Source organism: Bacillus sp. 05T21 (assembly GCF_056396785.1).
Genome location: NZ_JBFTMD010000001.1, coordinates 265,977 through 284,984 on the forward strand (window position 1 = coordinate 265,977; position 19,008 = coordinate 284,984).

The 19,008-nt window shown below is 35.7% G+C and carries 22 protein-coding genes; 4 read left to right on the forward strand and 18 right to left on the reverse strand.

Annotated features, from left to right (window positions below):
* Positions 1-54: 54 nt before the first annotated feature.
* From AC1DKZ_RS01300 to panE, 5 genes are all read right to left on the reverse strand, one after another.
* Positions 55-2,205, reverse strand: coding sequence for a penicillin-binding protein (locus tag AC1DKZ_RS01300; RefSeq protein ID WP_476995567.1), 2,151 nt, complete (start codon positions 2,203-2,205; stop codon positions 55-57).
* Positions 2,206-2,227: 22 nt separating this feature from the next.
* Positions 2,228-2,590: a cell division protein FtsL gene (gene ftsL / locus AC1DKZ_RS01305; RefSeq protein ID WP_002014745.1), complete on the reverse strand. Its 363-nt coding sequence runs from the start codon at positions 2,588-2,590 to the stop codon at positions 2,228-2,230.
* 15 nt (positions 2,591-2,605) lie between these two features.
* On the reverse strand, positions 2,606-3,538 hold the full coding sequence (rsmH, locus tag AC1DKZ_RS01310; protein ID WP_002014746.1) for a 16S rRNA (cytosine(1402)-N(4))-methyltransferase RsmH: 933 nt from the start codon (positions 3,536-3,538) through the stop codon (positions 2,606-2,608).
* A gap of 366 nt (positions 3,539-3,904) precedes the next feature.
* Positions 3,905-5,521 carry a bacillithiol biosynthesis cysteine-adding enzyme BshC gene (bshC, locus tag AC1DKZ_RS01315; RefSeq protein ID WP_002128861.1) on the reverse strand — a complete coding sequence of 539 codons (1,617 nt, stop codon included), beginning with the start codon at positions 5,519-5,521 and terminating at the stop codon, positions 3,905-3,907.
* 79 nt (positions 5,522-5,600) lie between these two features.
* A complete protein-coding gene (gene panE / locus AC1DKZ_RS01320; protein ID WP_002066866.1) occupies positions 5,601-6,488 on the reverse strand; it encodes a 2-dehydropantoate 2-reductase in 888 nt (295 codons plus the stop codon).
* Positions 6,489-6,783: 295 nt separating this feature from the next.
* Here panE and AC1DKZ_RS01325 point away from each other — a divergent pair, with 295 nt between their 5' ends.
* The gene (locus tag AC1DKZ_RS01325; RefSeq protein ID WP_002014751.1) at positions 6,784-7,257 is read left to right on the forward strand and encodes an N-acetyltransferase; all 474 of its coding nucleotides are present in this window, start codon (positions 6,784-6,786) and stop codon (positions 7,255-7,257) included.
* Between the two features lie 32 nt (positions 7,258-7,289).
* Here AC1DKZ_RS01325 and AC1DKZ_RS01330 read toward each other — a convergent pair whose 3' ends face one another.
* The 3 genes from AC1DKZ_RS01330 to AC1DKZ_RS01340 all read right to left on the reverse strand — a co-directional run bounded on the left by AC1DKZ_RS01330 (position 7,290) and on the right by AC1DKZ_RS01340 (position 8,660).
* On the reverse strand, positions 7,290-7,796 hold the full coding sequence (locus tag AC1DKZ_RS01330) for an RsfA family transcriptional regulator (protein ID WP_002066865.1): 507 nt from the start codon (positions 7,794-7,796) through the stop codon (positions 7,290-7,292).
* Positions 7,797-7,924: 128 nt separating this feature from the next.
* Positions 7,925-8,098 carry a 50S ribosomal protein L32 gene (gene rpmF / locus AC1DKZ_RS01335; RefSeq protein WP_001984764.1) on the reverse strand — a complete coding sequence of 58 codons (174 nt, stop codon included), beginning with the start codon at positions 8,096-8,098 and terminating at the stop codon, positions 7,925-7,927.
* Positions 8,099-8,159: 61 nt separating this feature from the next.
* Positions 8,160-8,660, reverse strand: a complete 501-nt coding sequence (locus AC1DKZ_RS01340) for a YceD family protein (protein WP_002014753.1) — start codon at positions 8,658-8,660, stop codon at positions 8,160-8,162.
* Positions 8,661-8,813: 153 nt separating this feature from the next.
* Here AC1DKZ_RS01340 and AC1DKZ_RS01345 point away from each other — a divergent pair, with 153 nt between their 5' ends.
* Positions 8,814-10,055, forward strand: a complete 1,242-nt coding sequence (locus AC1DKZ_RS01345; protein ID WP_204354038.1) for a nucleotidyltransferase — start codon at positions 8,814-8,816, stop codon at positions 10,053-10,055.
* Between the two features lie 26 nt (positions 10,056-10,081).
* Here the strand turns inward: AC1DKZ_RS01345 and AC1DKZ_RS01350 are convergent, their stop codons facing one another.
* Together AC1DKZ_RS01350 and AC1DKZ_RS01355 are read right to left on the reverse strand one after the other, a co-directional pair.
* The gene (locus AC1DKZ_RS01350) at positions 10,082-11,107 is read right to left on the reverse strand and encodes a SepM family pheromone-processing serine protease (protein WP_113937191.1); all 1,026 of its coding nucleotides are present in this window, start codon (positions 11,105-11,107) and stop codon (positions 10,082-10,084) included.
* Positions 11,100-11,891, reverse strand: coding sequence for a patatin-like phospholipase family protein (locus AC1DKZ_RS01355; RefSeq protein ID WP_033707141.1), 792 nt, complete (start codon positions 11,889-11,891; stop codon positions 11,100-11,102). The genes AC1DKZ_RS01350 and AC1DKZ_RS01355 overlap by 8 nt, the downstream gene beginning before the upstream one ends.
* Positions 11,892-12,003: 112 nt before the next feature.
* Here AC1DKZ_RS01355 and ylbJ point away from each other — a divergent pair, with 112 nt between their 5' ends.
* Positions 12,004-13,233 (forward strand): sporulation integral membrane protein YlbJ, encoded by a 1,230-nt coding sequence (gene ylbJ / locus AC1DKZ_RS01360; RefSeq protein ID WP_002138097.1) that lies wholly within the window; start codon positions 12,004-12,006, stop codon positions 13,231-13,233.
* On the opposite strand, the gene coaD is transcribed toward ylbJ, so the two are convergent.
* Both coaD and rsmD read right to left on the reverse strand, forming a co-directional pair.
* Positions 13,225-13,716: a pantetheine-phosphate adenylyltransferase gene (gene coaD / locus AC1DKZ_RS01365; RefSeq protein WP_002088286.1), complete on the reverse strand. Its 492-nt coding sequence runs from the start codon at positions 13,714-13,716 to the stop codon at positions 13,225-13,227. The genes ylbJ and coaD overlap by 9 nt on opposite strands.
* Positions 13,713-14,279: a 16S rRNA (guanine(966)-N(2))-methyltransferase RsmD gene (gene rsmD, locus AC1DKZ_RS01370; RefSeq protein ID WP_002066890.1), complete on the reverse strand. Its 567-nt coding sequence runs from the start codon at positions 14,277-14,279 to the stop codon at positions 13,713-13,715. The genes coaD and rsmD overlap by 4 nt, the downstream gene beginning before the upstream one ends.
* Positions 14,280-14,798: 519 nt before the next feature.
* Between rsmD and AC1DKZ_RS01375 the strand changes: the two genes are divergently transcribed.
* Positions 14,799-15,188, forward strand: a complete 390-nt coding sequence (locus AC1DKZ_RS01375) for a DUF7147 family protein (RefSeq protein WP_002014762.1) — start codon at positions 14,799-14,801, stop codon at positions 15,186-15,188.
* A 55-nt stretch (positions 15,189-15,243) separates the two neighbouring features.
* Here the strand turns inward: AC1DKZ_RS01375 and AC1DKZ_RS01380 are convergent, their stop codons facing one another.
* From AC1DKZ_RS01380 to AC1DKZ_RS01405, 6 genes are all read right to left on the reverse strand, one after another.
* Complete coding sequence (locus tag AC1DKZ_RS01380) at positions 15,244-15,510, reverse strand: YlbG family protein (RefSeq protein WP_002088292.1); 267 nt, start codon at positions 15,508-15,510, stop codon at positions 15,244-15,246.
* A 127-nt stretch (positions 15,511-15,637) separates the two neighbouring features.
* Positions 15,638-16,090 (reverse strand): YlbF/YmcA family competence regulator, encoded by a 453-nt coding sequence (locus AC1DKZ_RS01385; RefSeq protein WP_002066910.1) that lies wholly within the window; start codon positions 16,088-16,090, stop codon positions 15,638-15,640.
* A gap of 116 nt (positions 16,091-16,206) precedes the next feature.
* Positions 16,207-16,779, reverse strand: a complete 573-nt coding sequence (locus AC1DKZ_RS01390; RefSeq protein ID WP_002066909.1) for a histidine phosphatase family protein — start codon at positions 16,777-16,779, stop codon at positions 16,207-16,209.
* A 78-nt stretch (positions 16,780-16,857) separates the two neighbouring features.
* The gene (locus tag AC1DKZ_RS01395; RefSeq protein ID WP_002014770.1) at positions 16,858-17,103 is read right to left on the reverse strand and encodes a YlbE-like family protein; all 246 of its coding nucleotides are present in this window, start codon (positions 17,101-17,103) and stop codon (positions 16,858-16,860) included.
* 11 nt (positions 17,104-17,114) lie between these two features.
* Positions 17,115-17,552 carry a YlbD family protein gene (gene ylbD / locus AC1DKZ_RS01400; protein WP_002138106.1) on the reverse strand — a complete coding sequence of 146 codons (438 nt, stop codon included), beginning with the start codon at positions 17,550-17,552 and terminating at the stop codon, positions 17,115-17,117.
* 234 nt (positions 17,553-17,786) lie between these two features.
* Positions 17,787-18,821: a CAP domain-containing protein gene (locus AC1DKZ_RS01405; protein WP_033707146.1), complete on the reverse strand. Its 1,035-nt coding sequence runs from the start codon at positions 18,819-18,821 to the stop codon at positions 17,787-17,789.
* Between the last annotated feature and the right edge of the window lie 187 nt (positions 18,822-19,008).

Sequence of the window (19,008 nt, forward strand, 5' to 3'; positions counted from 1 at the left end):
CTTGTTCCAATATATGCTTGTACTTATTTAATTAGAACTTCTTCCCTATTACCATTATGGCTTTTCTGCTTCTTGTTGCGGTTCAAGTGGTGGTACGAGTGTTACACCTAATTCTGTACCAGGTTGCAACAATGTCCCTTCCGCCACACTTTGTTCCGTTACATATCCTGTACCAGAAGGTTTTAAGTTAAGCTTTAATGTTTTTGCTAAATTCATAACATCACGCAGTGCCCATCCCTGTATATTTGGCATTGTAGGCTTATCTCCTACTAAGAAGACTCGATCACCCTTTAATGTTTGTTCAGTTGCTTTTGGCACTTGCTGCTGCACTTTACCTTCACCTAATACGATTGGACGAAGTTTTGCTTTATCAATTGTTTTTTTCGCTTCTTCCATCGTTTTTCCGGTTACATCTGGAACGACAGTTTGTTGTTCTTTCACATATTTTTTCGGGTCTTTTACTTCATTCGGCTTAATCTTTAAGTACTCTAAGCTATTTTTCGTTACATATTTAAAGATATCAGCTAAAGGTTTAGCCCCGTTTTCATCATCTTTTAATTTTGGTTGTTTAACGGCCACATACACAACAAGTTGCGGATCGTCCATCGGTGCCATACCTAAGAATGAGAATATATAATTCTCTCTTCCCGTCATATAGCCACCTTTCCCGTCAGGAATTTGTGCTGTACCTGTTTTCCCCCCGACTGAATACCCATCAACTTTATATGCAGTTCCTGTTCCTTTCGGTGATGTAACAACACGTTCTAGTAATTGCCTTACTTGTGCGGCTGTCTCTTTGGTAACAGGTTTTCCTACTTCTTCTGGTTTATGCTCTAGCTGTACTTTACCTGTTATTGGATCCACAATTTTATCAATTGTATAAGGTTTCATCATTTTACCATCATTTGCAATTGCTGTTGCAGCTTGTACAAGTTGAATTGGTGTAACTGTAGAACCTTGTCCAAATGCCGTTGTTACTTGTTGTATTTGTTGATCAAATAAAATTGTATTTGACCCTTCACCAGATAAATCAATGTTTGTTTTTTCATCTAATCCAAAACCGTGAATATATTTTCGAAAACGCTCTGGACCAAGTTTTTGATCCCCTAAAATTGCGAACGCTACGTTTGAAGATCGCTCTACCCCTTCATCAAAAGTAATAGAACCCCATCCGGCGCCGCCGTTATGATCTTTTATTTTGCGATTACCAACTTGATATGTACCAGACTGATAAAAGTCTTGCCCATTGTATACACCTTCATTAATGGCCGCCGCTAATGTGAAAATCTTCATTGTTGATCCCGGTTCAAACGCATTTGCAATGGCGTCGTTGAAGAAATATTTAATTTGACGATCATTAGGGTCATAACTAGGTTTACTAGACATCGCTAATATTTTCCCTGTCTTCGGATCCGCAACAATCCCTATTAAATTTTCTGGTTCATAATGTTTACTCGCTTCTTTCATTGCGTCTTCTAAATAACTTTGAATACGTTGGTCAAGCGTTAAATACACATTATCTCCATTTTTAGGTGCCTTTACATTCACTTTCCCACCGTCAAGAGATACTCCTTTACGGTCACCTGTATAAGCTACCTCACCATTAGAAGCACCTAAATATTTATCCAAACTCTTTTCTAAGCCAAATTGACCGACTGAGATTCCATTTTCATCAGGTTTCGCATGACCTATGACGTAAGATGCAAAATCACCGTTTGGATAAACTCTCGCATTTTCGGTAATAAAAGATATTCCCGGCAATTTCAATGCTTCTATTTGTTCTTTCTTTTCTTTCGTCAAGTCTTTACCCAATGTTCCAAATTCCACTTGACTTTTGCCTTCTTTATTTAAAGTAGCTAAAATTTTATCTTCATCTTTTCCGAGTACTCCTGCGATTTTCTTTGCAGTATCCTCTTTATCCTTAACGGCGTTAGCTCCTTTTAACTCGGCTACAAGTTTATAAGAATTTGCGTCTTGCGCTAGTACATGACCATTTTGATCATAAATTGTTCCTCGATTCGCTTCGAGAACTCCTTTTTTACTATGTTTCTGCTCAGCAAGTTTTTTCAAATCATGATTGTCCACTGTTCCTGTTACTTGTATGTAAAAAAATCGGGCTAATAACAGCAAAAAGAGCAGGAGGAAAAATATCATAAAATAACCTGCTCCCTTATTGGTATGAAATTTGGTCATATTTCTCTTCATCTTTTCTTCACACCTATTTGCCTTACTTTAGGCCTTTCACGTTATTCGCATTAATTTCTAGCCCGTGTTTTTTTGCAACTTCAGCGATACGTTCATAACGACTTAACTTCTCTACTTCAGCCTGCAATTCTTGATTTTCCTTTTGTTTTTTTACAATTTGTTCTTCTATCGTCGCTGCTTCTACATTAACTTGATATAGGCCCGCTTTATTCCCAATAAAAGCTACACAGGCATATAATAAAAATCCAATAAACGTTACGTACAATAGCTTTTCAATTCTTGTAATTTTCGTTTTAACTTTTGGCTTAACCATCTGCTGTGGCGGCGCTTGAATTTGTACCTCTTCTTGCGCCTGTTGTTTATACTTTACAGCTAAATTAGTCATACCTCTCTCTCCTTTTTATCGTTTTTCAGCGATTCTCAACTTCGCAGAACGCGCTCGATTATTTTCTTCTAATTCAATGTCAGAAGGTAAAATCGGTTTCCTTGTAATAAGCTTTAATTTCGGCTTAAATTCATCCGGAATAATCGGTAGTCCCTGTGGTAATTGCGGCGTTGTGCTATTTCGCTTAAACGTCGTTTTACAAATACGATCTTCTAAAGAATGGAATGTTATAACACTAACTCTTCCACCAGGCTTGACCATATCAATTGCAGATTCCAACGCTTCTTCAAATACTTTTAATTCATCATTTACAGCAATACGAATCGCTTGAAATACTCGCTTCGCAGGATGTCCACCTGTTCTACGTGCCGGAGCTGGAATACCTTCTTTAATTAATTCCACTAATTCTCCTGTCGTTTCAATAGCCTTATTCTCGCGATAAGCTTCAATTTTCCTTGTTATTTGCTTTGAAAATTTTTCTTCTCCGTATTGGAAGAAAATTCTTACGAGTTGTTCATATGACCAGCTGTTCACAACATCATATGCTGTTAATGGGGCATCTTGATCCATCCGCATATCTAACGGTGCATCATGATGATAACTAAAGCCACGCTCTGGTGTATCTAATTGTGGGGATGAAACACCTAAATCGAATAAAATCCCGTCTACTTCTGTAATACCTAATTCATGTAGTTTTTCAGATAAATAACGGAAGTTGCTCTTCACTGTTACAAATTGTTCACCATAAGAAGAAAATTTTTCCTTCGCATTTTGAATCGCTATTTCATCTTGATCAAATGCTATTAACTTTCCACCATCTGTTAGCTGAGATAGTAAATAAGAACTATGTCCTCCTCCACCCAGTGTACAATCTACATATGTACCACTCGGTTTTATATCTAAGCCATCTACTGTTTCTTTCAAAAGTACTGTTACGTGTTTGAACATTGCTGCACCTACTCTTTTTCCAATTAATTATGTTAAATACATTTCTCACTCTACAAACACAATTTACTACTAGAGGATGAAATGCTACTAAAGAACGACTCATTTAACTTCCAACAAGGTAGTACGCTATACAAATCGCTATTTTATTTTATTATATACTAAATTTTATCATTTTTTGCGGGAATTTAAACAAAAACCTGTCGAAAAAGATAATAATCCGTTTACATTTTGTGCTATTTTGTCATATATATATACCTGATACATAGCGATTCATTACATTAACATAAGACGGATAATTCAGAAATATTTCACTTCACAGTTAATTCAACAGAATAAAAATAAAATCCTGCTCAAAAGAGCAAGATTCTATAGTTTTATTACATGATGTTTTCCATCCCACGAAAAAGATTGTTCCATTACCCGGTCAACAAAATCAAGGCCGAACTGATTTAAATAATAACAAACATTCCACACACGTTCTTGCGGTGCTCCTAATGGACGAAGCGCAAATTGTAAACGGCGGAATTTATTCAGTTGAACCTCATGTTTCTTCTCAACATTTCTTTTCAACATTTTTTCTAACAGTTCAATTTGCTCATTAATTTTCAGTTCATTTTTCCCAGCAAACTCATTTAACCCTGGATCTATTTTTTTCACGAATTGTTGTAATGATGTATGAATATCCATTATTTCTTTTTTCGCTTCTATAAATCGCTCGTCTATCGGTTCCTCTATTTGATTAGAAAGCCAATTGTCACGCAGATTATCTATATTATTTAGAAATGGATCAATTTCTTGCAAATCTAAATCATATAAATCTGTCGCTATATCTCGCTCCATATAAGTAATTGTAAGACGCGGAACAACAGGTGGCATTTGGAAACCTGCCGTATGAAACACTTGTTGCAATTCACTCCAATAAGCTAACTCCCCTGGACCGCCAATAAACGCTAACGTAGGAAACACATATTCTTGCATAAGAGGGCGCGTTACAACATTATTACTAAAACGTTCTGGACTTCTTTCCATCTCTTCCATCAATTCTTCATACGAAAATGAATGCACTCCATCTTTTCCAATAAACTTCCCTTGATTCTCTTCAAGCAATACTCGCTCATTATCAATTTCCATAAATATATGTACTGCATTTGTCTTCGTTTCAATAATCGGTTTAAATCCTAATTCCTTAAGTACTTCCTGTTGATTACGAAGCCCTACTTGAATTTCTTTATATTTACTTATAATTTGTTGTAAAAACGGCACTTCTAATTTTCTTAATGCAGGATGATGTGAATCTACAAGAATTAAACCAGAATTTGCGAACATTTTCGTAATAAGGTGCGCAAAGAAATCTACATATGTATGCGATTTACCTAAAGCATCATCAACAAATTGTAATACATCCTTTGTAAAATTCGTTTCCGGATATGTTTTAAAAATCTCTTCGACCCATTTTCTACAGTCTTCAATAGAAAACTCAGACTCAGAAGCACTCGCCTTTTTCGGATAACGATCATGAAAAATGGTCTTTTTTATTTTTTTATTTTTCGTTACAAATGTATGATTAATTTCATCCATATCATGGTCTTCACCAGCAATCCAAAAGACAGGAACAACCCGAACCCCTAAGCTCTCTTCTTTTTCTTTTGCAAGCTGTAAAATTGAAATGATCTTATGAACTGTATAAAGCGGACCAGTTAATAACCCTGCTTGTTGTCCAGCTATAACTACATATGTATTTTCATCTTCAAGCGCTTTTATATTTTGAATTGTAAATTCTCCCGCTTGCAATTGTGTATTATATTCTAATAAATGCGTTACTAAATCTTGACGGAAAAACTCTCTCTCACGTAAATCATGTAAACGCTGTTTAAAAGCATCCTCTGTTAACAGATAATCAAAACATGACTGTATCTCTTTTTTACCGTTCATATAGTCCGCTACAACACCTTGTAGTGGAACAGAGATTTCTTTTATCTCCATATAATTCTTCCTTTCGTATCCTGTTCTCTCACCAACCCACATTGTATTCAATGTTTCACGTAAAAGCAAAGAAAAACACTTATAATTCCATTCCTTTTATTGCATTGAACAAAAATCGAAGTGTCGGAACAGATTGTTGTTGTTCCTCAGCTTCTTCTAATACATATCCAACAATTGCATTAACTTCCGTTTGTCTATTCGCCCTTACGTCCGCTAACATAGATGAAGTATTATGGGATGTTTTTTCACATACTTGGCATACCATTTTCCATAGCATTTCCTTATCTTCTTCTTTAACAAGAAATGCAACTTCCTGAAATACTTGCTCCATCATTTGATAAAAAAGCGGGTTTGAAATTAACTCCCCGTTCTCAACCCGTAATAATGCCGTCAACGGATTAATACATACATTGACTACTAATTTATTACGCATAATCCCCTTCCAATCATCTTCTATCTGAATCGGAAAATAATCAAAAGGAAAACAATTAAATACCTTTTTAAAACAACTAGATTGACCACGCACTACACCAAACTTTGTAACACCTATTCCAGTATGACGAACTGTATGTCCATCCTCTTTTTTTGCACCATGCTCCACAATCCCGACTGCTATACGTTCATTTCCTATTTTTCGCATAACGTGAAGATGTGACATTCCATTTTGCAAAAAGATTAATGACGATTCTCCCTGCACAAAAGGTAATATATCAGTTACATGATATTGCTTTACAGCAATAAATATATAATCTAACTGTTTATCCAGCATACTTTCTATCGGTAAAATAGATGGAAATACCGTTTCACGTTCTCCATTCCTAATACAAGTTACACCCGTTAAGTTTAATTCTTCTGCTTGCTTATCGTTTCTTGTAAACAACGTAACATCTTGATTACTTTTTTGTAAATAAAATGTATATAGGAGACCAATAGCTCCCGGTCCAACAATTCCAATTTTCATCTTCACACAAAGAACTCATATTAACAAGTGATATAAGTTCCCTTGCCTTTCCCCCTTTATATCTTATTAAATTACAATTACATAGTTGAGGATTCAATTATCTTTTAACAAATGCAACCTCTTCTTTCACTACGTATATACTACCTATATACATAGTTCTATTCTTAGTTTAGCAAATCCTCAAAAAAATAATGAAAGAAATATTCTATCTTCTTCATAAAAATTTAAAAATGAGTTATAATATTATTATAAATATTTTAACTTTTCTGCATTCAACAAGATAAGAAAAGGACGTGATGTAATGGGATTCCCAAAAGTTGAACGCTTGCTCATCAATTATAAAACATTAGATGAATTTAAAAAATTTAAAGGGTGCGGAGCTCAAGAACTATCCATGTTGGAAGAATTACAAGCAAACATTATTGAAAATGATAGTGAGTCTCCATTTTACGGTATTTATTATGGAGGATCACTAATCGCACGTATGAGTCTATATATGAAAAGGAACGGCGGGGAACCATTTGAAATTACAGGTACTTACCTAGAACTTTATAAACTTGAAGTATTGCCGACTTTTCAAAAACAAGGATTCGGACAAATGCTTGTTAATTATGCGAAACAACTACAATTCCCAATTAAAACGATAGCACGTATCCAGTCATCTGGTTTTTGGGATAAATTAAGTTTCCAGCCAGTATCAGTAACTGATGGTGATTTTTATATTTGGCATCCAGAAACAAATTCGAATGCGATTACAAACGAAGAATCTGCATAAGAAACAAAAAAACAGCTGTTACGCAGCTGTTTTTATTTCTTTAATTTTTCTAATTCTCCATTCGAGCGAGCGCCATTTCTTTCCGCTACCATTACACTTCTTTTTTGATCGATATAATCAAGTAATGTTCTATATTCTTCCTCATATACTGATAATCGCTCCAGAAGACGTTCTTTCTCTGTTTGTAACGATTCAATTTGTTGTTGCAACACCATTAAAGAGCTTTCATCTTTATAATTTCGCAAGAATTCAATAACATCATTCAATGTAATTGATGTAGGCTCTAATACCTTTGTCTCTTTCACTTCATAATTTTCTACTTTACGAAGTTGCTTTGCTTCTTCAATACGTTCTTTGTATTGCTTTCTAACATAAGAATTCCACCTAAATCCACATGCTGCTGGTGTGCGAGACAAATGTCTCCCCACTTCTTTAAAGGCAGAAAGTTGCGTTCCACCTTCTTGAATATGCCGGAGTACTACTTCTGCCAGAAGCAAATCTTCATCATCAGTCCAAGCATCTTGTCTTGTTGTCGCCATCTCTCTAGTCCTCCCTATGCATTTTTTATTAAGCATATGCAGTTACTAGAAAAGATAGAATACAACAAATAAAGAATAAGACAAAAAAATAAACGTAGAAGATATCTTCTACGTTTATTTTCCCGCAATTACTTGCTGATTACTTCTTTACCTTTGTAAGTACCGCATGCTTTACATACACGGTGAGCTAATTTCGCTTCACCACAGCTTGGGCACTCTACCATACCAGGTACTGATAATTTGAAATGCGTACGACGCTTTCTTTTTACTGTTTTAGAAGTTCTTCTAAAAGGTACAGCCATTCTTCCCACCTCCTTAAAAGAAATAGTTATTTTCATATGAAGGCCTAAACCAGTCTTCCGATTATTTGTCAAAAAACTTTGCAAGTCCTGCTAATCGTGGATCAACAGTCTTTTCTTTGTTTTCTTCCGAAATCACTTGCCAGTCTTGACCTTGCATCGGTGCTCCACCAGAAACATCATCACTGAAAATTTGCATTGGAATCTCCAAAAGTATATTTTCCTTGATTACGGGCAGTAAGTCAAGTACTTCTCCTTCTAAACAATGAATTTCAGCTTCTGTTTCAAATTCTTCTTCCGAAGTTTGGAACACCTCAGTTGTTTTAATGTCAAATGGTAATGTCACATCTACTAAAGAGCGAGAACATGGTAAAACCATGCTTCCAGTTATATGTAGATGAAACGTAAACTTACCGGAGCCAAAATCAACTCTTCCTGTTACATGAGCAGGATTAATTTCACGAATATCTTTCTCGACCTCTTTTAGCTCACTTACATCTACCATTTCATTTAATGTCAATCCTTTATTTCTCAATTTATTCAATTGATGGATGGACCATTTCATATCATATCACCTCAAGGCAACAAACAAAATTATAGCTAGCCATTTTATATTTGTCAATGTTTTTTCTTTACACTATAATGAAGTCATCATAGGAAATAATATATAGACTATCACGTTTTCCAAAAAGATGCTACATCGAAAGGAGAGATTACCATAAAATCCAGTGGTATTGTTGTTGAATATAACCCTTTTCATAACGGTCATGCTTATCATGTGCAACAAACAAAAAAGTTAACACAGTCTGATATTATTATCGCCGTTATGAGTGGTCCTTTTTTGCAGCGTGGTGAGCCCGCACTCATCTCCAAATGGTATCGTACTAAAATGGCCTTAACAAACGGCGTAGACCTTGTTGTAGAGCTTCCATATGCATTCGCAACACAAAAGGCCGAAACTTTCGCAAATGGCGCAATTTCGATTTTAAACGCCCTTGGTGTTTCTGAAATTTGTTTCGGTAGTGAAGATGGACAAGCTGAAAATTTCTACAATACCATCGCTATACAAAAAAATGAAGAAGAGACTTTTAATCGTCTTGTGAAGCAATTTATGAATGCAGGTAATAGTTATGCAAAAGCTACATCTGAAGCCTTTCTACACATCTTACCATCCGAAAAAAACGTAGATATGTCACAACCAAATAACATTTTAGGCTTACAGTACATTAAAGCAATTCTCTTACAAAACAGTTCGATGCAAGCACAAACTATAAAAAGATTCGCCTCTCATTATCATGATGAAACATTTCACGATCAACATATTGCAAGTGCAACAAGTATTCGCAAACAGCTATTTAATGAAAACAGTTCCTCTACAACTATTGAGCCTTTTATCCCGAAAATGACTGCTTCTCTTTTAGAAAACTACAAGCAAAACTACGGGACGTTACATAACTGGGAAAAATACTTTTCATTTTTTAAATACAAACTTATGACGATGTCTTCAGAGGACTTACAGCATATATATGAAATGGAAGAAGGTTTAGAGCATCGTATTTTATCAAAAATACAAAACAGTTCATCTTTCTATTCATTCATGGAAGCATTAAAAACAAAACGTTATACATGGACTAGATTGCAAAGAGCTTGTACACATATTTTAACAAATACAACGAAGGAAGAAATACACAAAGCAAATATAGAGCAACATGCGCCGTATATCCGTCTTCTCGGAATGTCACAAAAAGGACAAACTTATCTTTCTAGAAATAAGAAAAAAATAGAACTCCCAATCCTTACTCATACAAAAACATTCGAACATCCAACTTTAGACATAGAACGAAAATCAAATGCTGTATATTTCTCCATAATGCAAGAACCTTTGCGGACACAACTGCTAAAACAAGACGCAACGCATCACCCAATTCGTTATGATGAAATAATGAAAAAATTCCTATAAGAAAAACCTCTCTTCTTCAGAGAGGTTTACTTTGTTTTACCCATTTTTTCTAAATACGTTAATGCATCATCCAGTGTGTCCACCGGTACAATTTTCATCTTTGTTTTAATATCTTTCGCAGCTTCAAGAGCATCTTTATAATTCGATTTCTCTACACCTTTTTCATTTGGCGCAAAAAACACTTCAGCTCCCGCATCACTAGCAGCTACTACTTTTTGCTGAATACCACCAATTGGACCAATTTCTCCTTTATCATTGATTGTACCTGTTCCAGCTATTTCATGTCCGTTTGTTAAATCTTCTTCAACGAGCTGATTATAAATTTCTAGTGTAAACATTAACCCTGCTGACGGGCCTCCTATTTCATGGGAATCAATTTTCACTTTCGGATCTACTACTAACTCTCTTTCCGTAACGATAGAGACCCCTATACCGACGCGTCCATTCCCATTAGGGATCGTCTTTACATTTAAATTTTCTTTAAACTGTTTTCCGCCCCGCTTGTATTCAATATTTACTGTGTCCCCTTCTTTTTTCCCTGTCATATACTCAATAAATTGTTCCGTCTTGTCGAATGTTTTTCCATCGACAGCTATAATAACATCTCCAAGCTTAAGTTTTCCTTCTGACGGCATACCCTTTGCTACACCAGCAACTAGTACACCTTTATTTTCAAAAGAAACAGAGCGATTTGCACGTTTATAAGCATTATAGATCGCTGCATTTTGCGAATCTTTCATTGCATAATTTTGGCGAAATTGATATTCTTCATCACTCTCGCCTTTTTGCAATATTTCTTCCGCCTTTGAAACGTGTGTATATTTATTAAATTGCGCGGCTATTAAGTTCACCACATTGGCAGGTCCCATTGAGACAGTGACAAGCATGAAATCACCAGACTCTTTCGTTCCACCATCTACTTGAACGTATGGCGCTAATTTCGCCGCCATACCTGGTTTTGTCACATAATACGGCAAACGCACATAAACAAGTAGCATCGCCAATATAACCCCTATTAAAATTGCATATATAAACCGAAAACGCTTAAACATTATGTTTCTCCTTCCACTGCTCAATTAGTAAATAAATGTTTGAAATGTGTTTTTCTGCTTCCACTTCTCCGACCCGAATGATATCTTCAATATGTGTAAAAGCACGCGAACTAAATTGTTCTACTGCTGGCCGCATCATTAAATCTGATGCTATTTGCCGATTCATCACGAGTTCATGTTGCATAATTTCAATACTTTGCATAATCACATCATAAATCGATGTAACCTCTCCATTCACCTTAATTGGAGATACATCAACAGCAATAACAATATCAGCCCCTAAATCTTTTACAACCGATACGGGAATACGGTCAATTACCCCTCCATCCACTAATAAGCGCCCATCTATTTTCTCTGGAACAAACACCCCGGGCACAGATATACTAGCTCGAACCGCCTCCGCAATCGGACCGCTTGTAAAAACAACTTTTTCCCCCTTCAAAATGTCAGTAGCCACAACAGCCGTCGGGATATCTAACTCTTCTAAATTTTTATTATATGTAAACATTTTAATCATATCTTTGATACGTTTTCCAGCAATAAATCCCATTTTAGGAACTGTAAAATCCAAATAATATTTCCTTTTAAAAACAGCGGCCAATCTATACAGTCTTTCAACGTCACAACTCGCTGCATAAAATGTACCAATTAATGCTCCTATACTACTACCTGCTATCATGTGAATAGGGATGCCAGCTTCCCTTAACACTTTTATTACCCCTATGTGAGCAAAACCTTTTGCACCTCCGGATCCAAGCGCTAAACCGATTTTTGGTTCCTTCATTTTTCTCACCCTTTAATTTTTTTCATTCCTTTTTCATACTTATGGTCTAAATTCACCACATATCCACGTATACTGAAATGAACGTTTTTGGGACAAAGGGGGATTTTCTTACATGTACGAAAAATGGAAAACTGCTTTTCTTACCATATCAATGTTATTTTTAACCTTTTCTCTTGTACTTCACCCCCAAGATGCTTTGCAAGCTTCAATTCGCGGGTTAAATATATGGTGGGAAGTTGTATTCCCTTCACTACTACCGTTTTTCATCATTGCGGAACTTCTAATCAGTATTGGTATTGTAAAATTTATCGGTGTTATATTAGAACCACTAATGCGTCCACTGTTTCGTGTTCCAGGGGTAGGCGGATTTGTTTGGGCAATGGGAATGGCTTCAGGATTCCCCGCTGGCGCCAAATTAAGCGCTAGACTACGCAAGAGCAATCAACTAACACAAATCGAAGCGGAACGACTCGTATCTTTCACAAATTCTTCTAATCCACTTTTTATTTTCGGAGCGGTTTCTATTGGTTTTTTCAATAATCCGAAATTAGGGCTCGTATTAGCAGCAGCACATTATATAAGTAACTTTATCGTCGGATTACTTATGCGCTTTTATGGTAATAACGATACTTACATAAAAGACAAACATACGAATCAAAAGCGTGCCTTTCAAAACCCTTTTTCCATCCTCCACCAAACACGTATGCAAGAAAAAAGACCGATTGGAAAACTACTCGGTGACGCTATCGTTTCTTCTATTCAAACATTGCTCATGATTGGTGGGTTTATTATTTTATTCTCTGTTTTAAATAAAATGATTACTGTTTTCGAAATTACAGAAGCGCTTTCTTTTATTATGCAACATATTTTATCATTCTTCCAACTTACATCCCAATTTAATATTCCGATATTATCCGGTATTTTTGAAATGACGCTTGGAAGCCAAATGATTAGTCAAATTAATGAATCAACACTTCTTCAACAAGCGATGGTAACAAGCTTCATTCTAGCATTTAGCGGCCTTTCTATTCAGGCACAAGTAGCAAGCATATTAGCGGAGACAGATATCCGCTTTAAACCTTATTTTTTAGCTCGAATTATCCAAAGTATTCTCGCTCCTATTCTCACTTTTATATTTTGGGGGCCATTTTATGAAAAAGTTCATTCTTTCTCGCCTACGCAAGAAGATCTTCCCGTATTTTTATTGAATCATTCTTACACACTAACTGATATTTGGACATCATTTATACACTACGGACCAATCTTCACCTTATTTTGTTTATATTTATATGTTATCTTATTGTTTTTACGCATTCATAAAGAAAAACCCCGTTCACTTTAACGGGGTTTGAAACTTTTCTTTTAAAGCACGCTCTACAATCGGAGGAACAAGGTCTACTACACTTCCCCCATATCTCGCAACTTCTTTCACAATACTTGAACTTAAAAATGAATATTGATTATTTGTCATAATGAAGAAGGTTTCGATACTTTCGTCTAATTTTCGATTCATTGAAGTAATTTGCATCTCATATTCAAAATCAGAAACTGCTCGCAAACCACGTAATATTGCATTTGCATTACGCATTTTTGCATATTCCACCAATAATCCACTATGTGAATCAACTTTTACATTCGGAATATCCTTTGTCGCCTCTCGAATTAACTCTAGGCGTTCTTCTACCGAAAAGAATGGTTTTTTTGATGAATTGTTTAAAACAACTACATATACTTCATCAAATACTTTTGCTCCCCTTTTAATAATATCCAAATGTCCAAGGGTAATTGGATCAAAACTCCCTGAAGAAATAGCTATACTTGTCATTCTGTCCCCTCACCTTCATACTTATAAATCGAAATTGCTGTAATCCCGTAGTTTTCTGCCCGTACTTTTACAAGTTCTCCTATTGAATCAGGTAAAACCACGTCATCCCCATGCTCTGCCATAATGATGCCATCTTTATTTAACAATCCATGTTGATCGATCACACTAATTAAAGACACAATTTTTTGACCTTTATATGGAGGGTCTATTAGTATAAGATCGAATGATATTTCACGCTTTATAAGCGCCTTTACCGCACGTTCCGCATCATTTCGATACACTTCAGCTTGTTCTTGTATTCTACAGCTTTCTAAATTTTGATGAATGACTTTTATCGCTTTACTATCTCGGTCAACAAAAATCGCTTTATCAATCCCTCTACTTATGGCCTCAATTCCAAGACCACCACTACCACCAAATAAGTCAAGAGCGATACCACCATCATAATAAGGACCTATCATATTAAAAATAGATTCTTTCACTTTATCTGTCGTTGGACGTGTTGTATTACCAGGTACCGCTTTAAGTGGGTGCCCTTTACATTTTCCTGAAACTACTCTCATCTGTTGTCACTACCTTTATTTCAATCTATCGAGCGATTACTGTAAATGCATCTCAAGTCGGTAACCGCTACCAAACCATACAATTCTTCACTAATTCGTTACTTAACCTATAGAGAACTTTAGTTAAAATAACCGTTCGCTATTTCTTGCATGTTCATCTCACTATTTGCGAACAAAAACCCTTTATGTACATCAGTTCCACTTTACCTTTTTTATCCTATCATAAAATAAAAAAAAGAAAAATAAAAAGCCTAACATAAATTTTAATTTCATTATGTATATCTTCATTTTAGATTGGACATAAATAAATATAACAACATCATTTTCGATGTTGTTGCCAACCGCGGAGAAGACTTACGTTTCCCCATAAGTTCTTCCTCCGGTTTCTCCTCTCCCTTTGCCTTCTTACTAGTAGTACATACTAGTATTAGAAGGGCCCTGCTTTGCAGGGTTTTTTTATTTGTCTACTTTTCATTTAAAAAGTGAGGTGGTACAGTAAAAGAAAGAGGAGGAAAAAATATGATTCAACGCTTTATAGAACTCGGAGAAGGCTACTCTGACTTATATGAATTACTTGAAATTGCCAAAACAAACCAAGAACGTGTAACACATATGTTACAATTCGAAACTGTAAAAAACGAAAAAAAAGTGTGTTCACTTGTTGTAATACTAAAACCGACAACTACTGGTGATTTCCAACCATTATACATATGTCGTGAAGGCATTCCTGTACTTGAAAATAAAAAAAGTAAACGTGTCGTTTTATTTGAAGAAATGGCGGAACAAATAGGGAAAAAAGTTACTCCCTTTACTGTAAAACCATCAACAACTTTCCCTGAAAAAGAACTATTTTTTAATCATCTAATTGGTATTTTACGAATGAACAATTTCATTCCTCCAATGAAATAACACGTTATTTCAAGTAAAAAAATCCCCTGCTAAATTTAGCAGGGGATTTTTTTACTTAGCTATAATCGTATTCTTTTGCCCGATCAGGACGCGAATTTTCGAATTCCGTTTTTAAAAATGGGCGATACGACTGTTCTACTTTTTTTACAAAAGGAAGTTTATTCAATTTTTGCATCATATGCTCAATTTGTTCCATATCACAATATACAACGGCATATTTCAAACGTTTTGATATGTAATGAATGTTACCATATTTCCTTAAAATCTTGGCATGTTTCAATGAATGTAAATAAACAATCATACTTTGTCGTTGCCCGAACATAATCTTCTCCATCTTCTCCTTTTAAAAACTTATATTCTTATATTTTATGAAAACCAATCATAAATTTATGACATTAAAGAACAAACTCTGTATACGTTTTCTTCTATATTCTAAAAAACAGGGTAAATTACCCTGTTTTTTTACAACCACAACCGCCTCCGGTACCACACCCACCGCCACAGCCACCCGCATCAAAAAACGGATTTCCTGTTGGAACTTTAACGGAAGAAGACACCTCAGAACCAATTGCTACACTAACTTCATCTAATAACTTTTGTAAAGCAGTTTCTGCTCTTTTAAAGGTTGCAACCTTATCATGCATATCTACAGAACGCTTTAATTCCCTCATTTTCGTCGAAACGAAAGTATAATCAGGATGATATTTACCAAAACGTTGCACTTCTTCGTATCGCTCTTTCATCGTTGTAAATTGCTGAATTAGCGTCTGGACTTCTATATCTTCTTGTAAATCCTTATAATACTTACGGTAATCTTCTGCTATATCTGAACAGATGATCGCTTTTGCAAGCTGCTCTGCCTTATCTAAAATCAATACGCTTTCCAGCGTCGCTACAATCATGAGAGACACCTCCGAGTATTCATCATAACACATTTGGAACAGAACTACTAATTGAAGTGTCTCACCTAAAAGAAAGATATAATTCTAACTACTTTTCATACAATCCCCTTGCACTCTTATACAATAATATGCTCCGCAATATTATATTTAAGAACATCCCATTTCCCACTATTCTCTTTCACGTAGCTAATACATGCGTTTTTTAACGGCGTTTTAAATGTAATTTCATCTGGTGCAATTGCGTGTAAAATAGCTTTTATTGCATGTGAATGCGCAACAATGATAATACGTTTATCTCCATGTGCTGCTGCAACCTCTTGTAAAGCCGTAAAACAGCGCTCTACAATTTCTTCATCCTGCTCCATTCCTTCTATATTACCTTCTGCAATTAACTCTCTAACGGCCGCAACTGGTTTCCCAGAAGCTTCCCCAAAATTACGTTCCATAAATCGCTCATCTAATAAAATAGATGGTAATCCAATAGCCCCAGCAATTTCCTTAGCTGTTTCTTGCGCTCTAATTAACGGACTACTTATAATTATATCCCACGATTCCGCTTGCAGGGTAGCTGCACTTTGACTCGCTTGCTTCTTCCCAACTTCGTTAAGTGGAATATCTTCGCGCCCTTGAATAATCTCTTGAAAGTTCCAATCAGTTTGTCCATGTCGTACTAAACAAATTTCCGTCATGCTGCAACTCCTTTTTTAAATAATCCGATTCTATTGTAACAAAAGTTTTGCATAACGGACATAGTTTTTCCCTTCCAATTACGTCGTATTTTGCTGCTTCATATACTGGAACATATCAATCATAATTGAAGCAACGGCCAATTGATTTTGAAATTTTTCCACTTTATCTGGTATCGTTTTTTTGAAATGCTGCATGGCAGCTAACTCAAAAGCTTCTTTTTCTTCTGGGTTACGCGTCAATTTCCGGTACCAGTATGGCTGTTCACGAATATAGCGAGCTAAATCCTCATCAGCTTTTATAAACTCCATAAGCTCTGCTCTCATCCTCTTTCCCCCTAATCCTTTTGAAAGAAAAAAGGATTATTTTCAGAAGTACTTTGTTCTTGCTGCGCACGGTTTCCTTGAAATTGTTGGATAACTTGTTGCACGCTACCAATCGCACTCGTTACATTTGCTAAATGATGTTGCATTTGTTCTACGTCTAGCTTTTTAAAGAAAGAAAGCATTTGCCCCATCACATCAGCAGTTTTTTCCTCTTCTGTTCGATTTTCTTTTTCTTCTTTATTTTCTTTTACCGAAGAAAAAGCAGGTGCTCCATCAGGTCTATACGCTATCCATATTTGATCTTCTTCACCAAGTAAGTACCATTCTTCATAAAATTGCTGCCAAGTTTTTTGACCACTTCTGACCTCATGAACCATTTTAGGGTGATGGTTTACAAACTCTTTAAACTGTTGAACCGATGGATGTAACGGCCCTTTTGTTGTTGGCATAATCCTCACCTCTTCATGTATATCTACTATATTGTAAGAAAAAAAAGGCACATGGTTCGCCTATTTTTAGACGATTCATGCACCTTTTTATCTTCCTATTTGTGGACAGTAAGACTCCCACCTTAAACTTCTACGAATACGCAGAAGTTAGGCGGGAGTCTTACTGCCCGTTAAAGCCCGATTGGTGAAGACTAATAATCAGTGAAGGATGCCCCCACTGATTAGAGTTTCATTTTATTTTCGGATAAAGTTTTGAGTATAAAATTTATCATATACCCCAACACCTAATCCAGTAAATTGTTCATTTAATAAATTCTTTCTATGACCCTCACTATTTAACCAACCCTGTACCGCCGCAATTCCATCACTATGTTGCGCCGCTATATTCTCACCAGCAAGTTGAAAAGCCACTTGCCCACTTTGCAAGCGATCTCCTAACGTACCAAAAGTAGGTGAATCGTGTGAAAAATAATTATTATCCTTCATATCTTTACTATGGCCTAATGCAACATCTGCAGTTTGTTGGTCAAATGTTAACAACGGTAATTGATGACGACTTCGAATAATATTTGTTAAATCGAGAATTTGTTGCATATTTCCATTTTCTACTTGCTTCATTTTTTCTGGTGTCAGCGGCTGTTCCGCTATTAATTCACCTGAATAAACAAGTTGATATGGTCTTTGTCGTAATAACGTTTCATCATCCATATAACGAAGACCAACAAGCTCATGTGTAAAGTGATCAAAGTATAATTGTGCCCATCCATCTTCTACAGGTACTAGCGGTTGTTCCATTACTTCCGTATCAGATAACTCAAATTGATAACTATTCTTTCCTCTTTTTAATGAAATCTCATGTGAAAGTGGATTCTTTTTATATACCTCTTCATACTTTTCATTTATATGATAGGGAGCCACCTTAACTTGCTCACCAGCAACATACGCCGTTACAACTTTACGTTCAGCAACTCCAAATTGAACATACTGAGCTAAATCTTGATTATACACCCACCATTCATATCCATAAGCAGAAGGCTCTATTCGAGATGGTTCGCCCCACTTCGCTAATAAATTCTCAGAGTCCCCACCAATCATATTTAAAACAGTGTCTGTGGATTCTTCATTTACTTGCTTCTTCTTTTTCACAATTTTATTTTCTTGCTTAGAGTGAGATGGAGTTAATATATATTGTGACACGAGTAACTTCCCGTATAAATCAACAGCTAAAATTAAAAATGTAATCATTACGATACGCAATAATTTCTTCAAACGATATACCTCCTGAACAAAGCATAAAATCGAGATATACACAAATCCTTTTTTTTCCTTTTTTGTGTGTACCGTACTCTTTTCACTATATCATATTTTCACGAAAAAAGTCTGGATTATCCCTTTTCTCGCAATACGAATTGCACTTTCTTATTATTCGTACTATTATAAAAATAGTGTACTAACA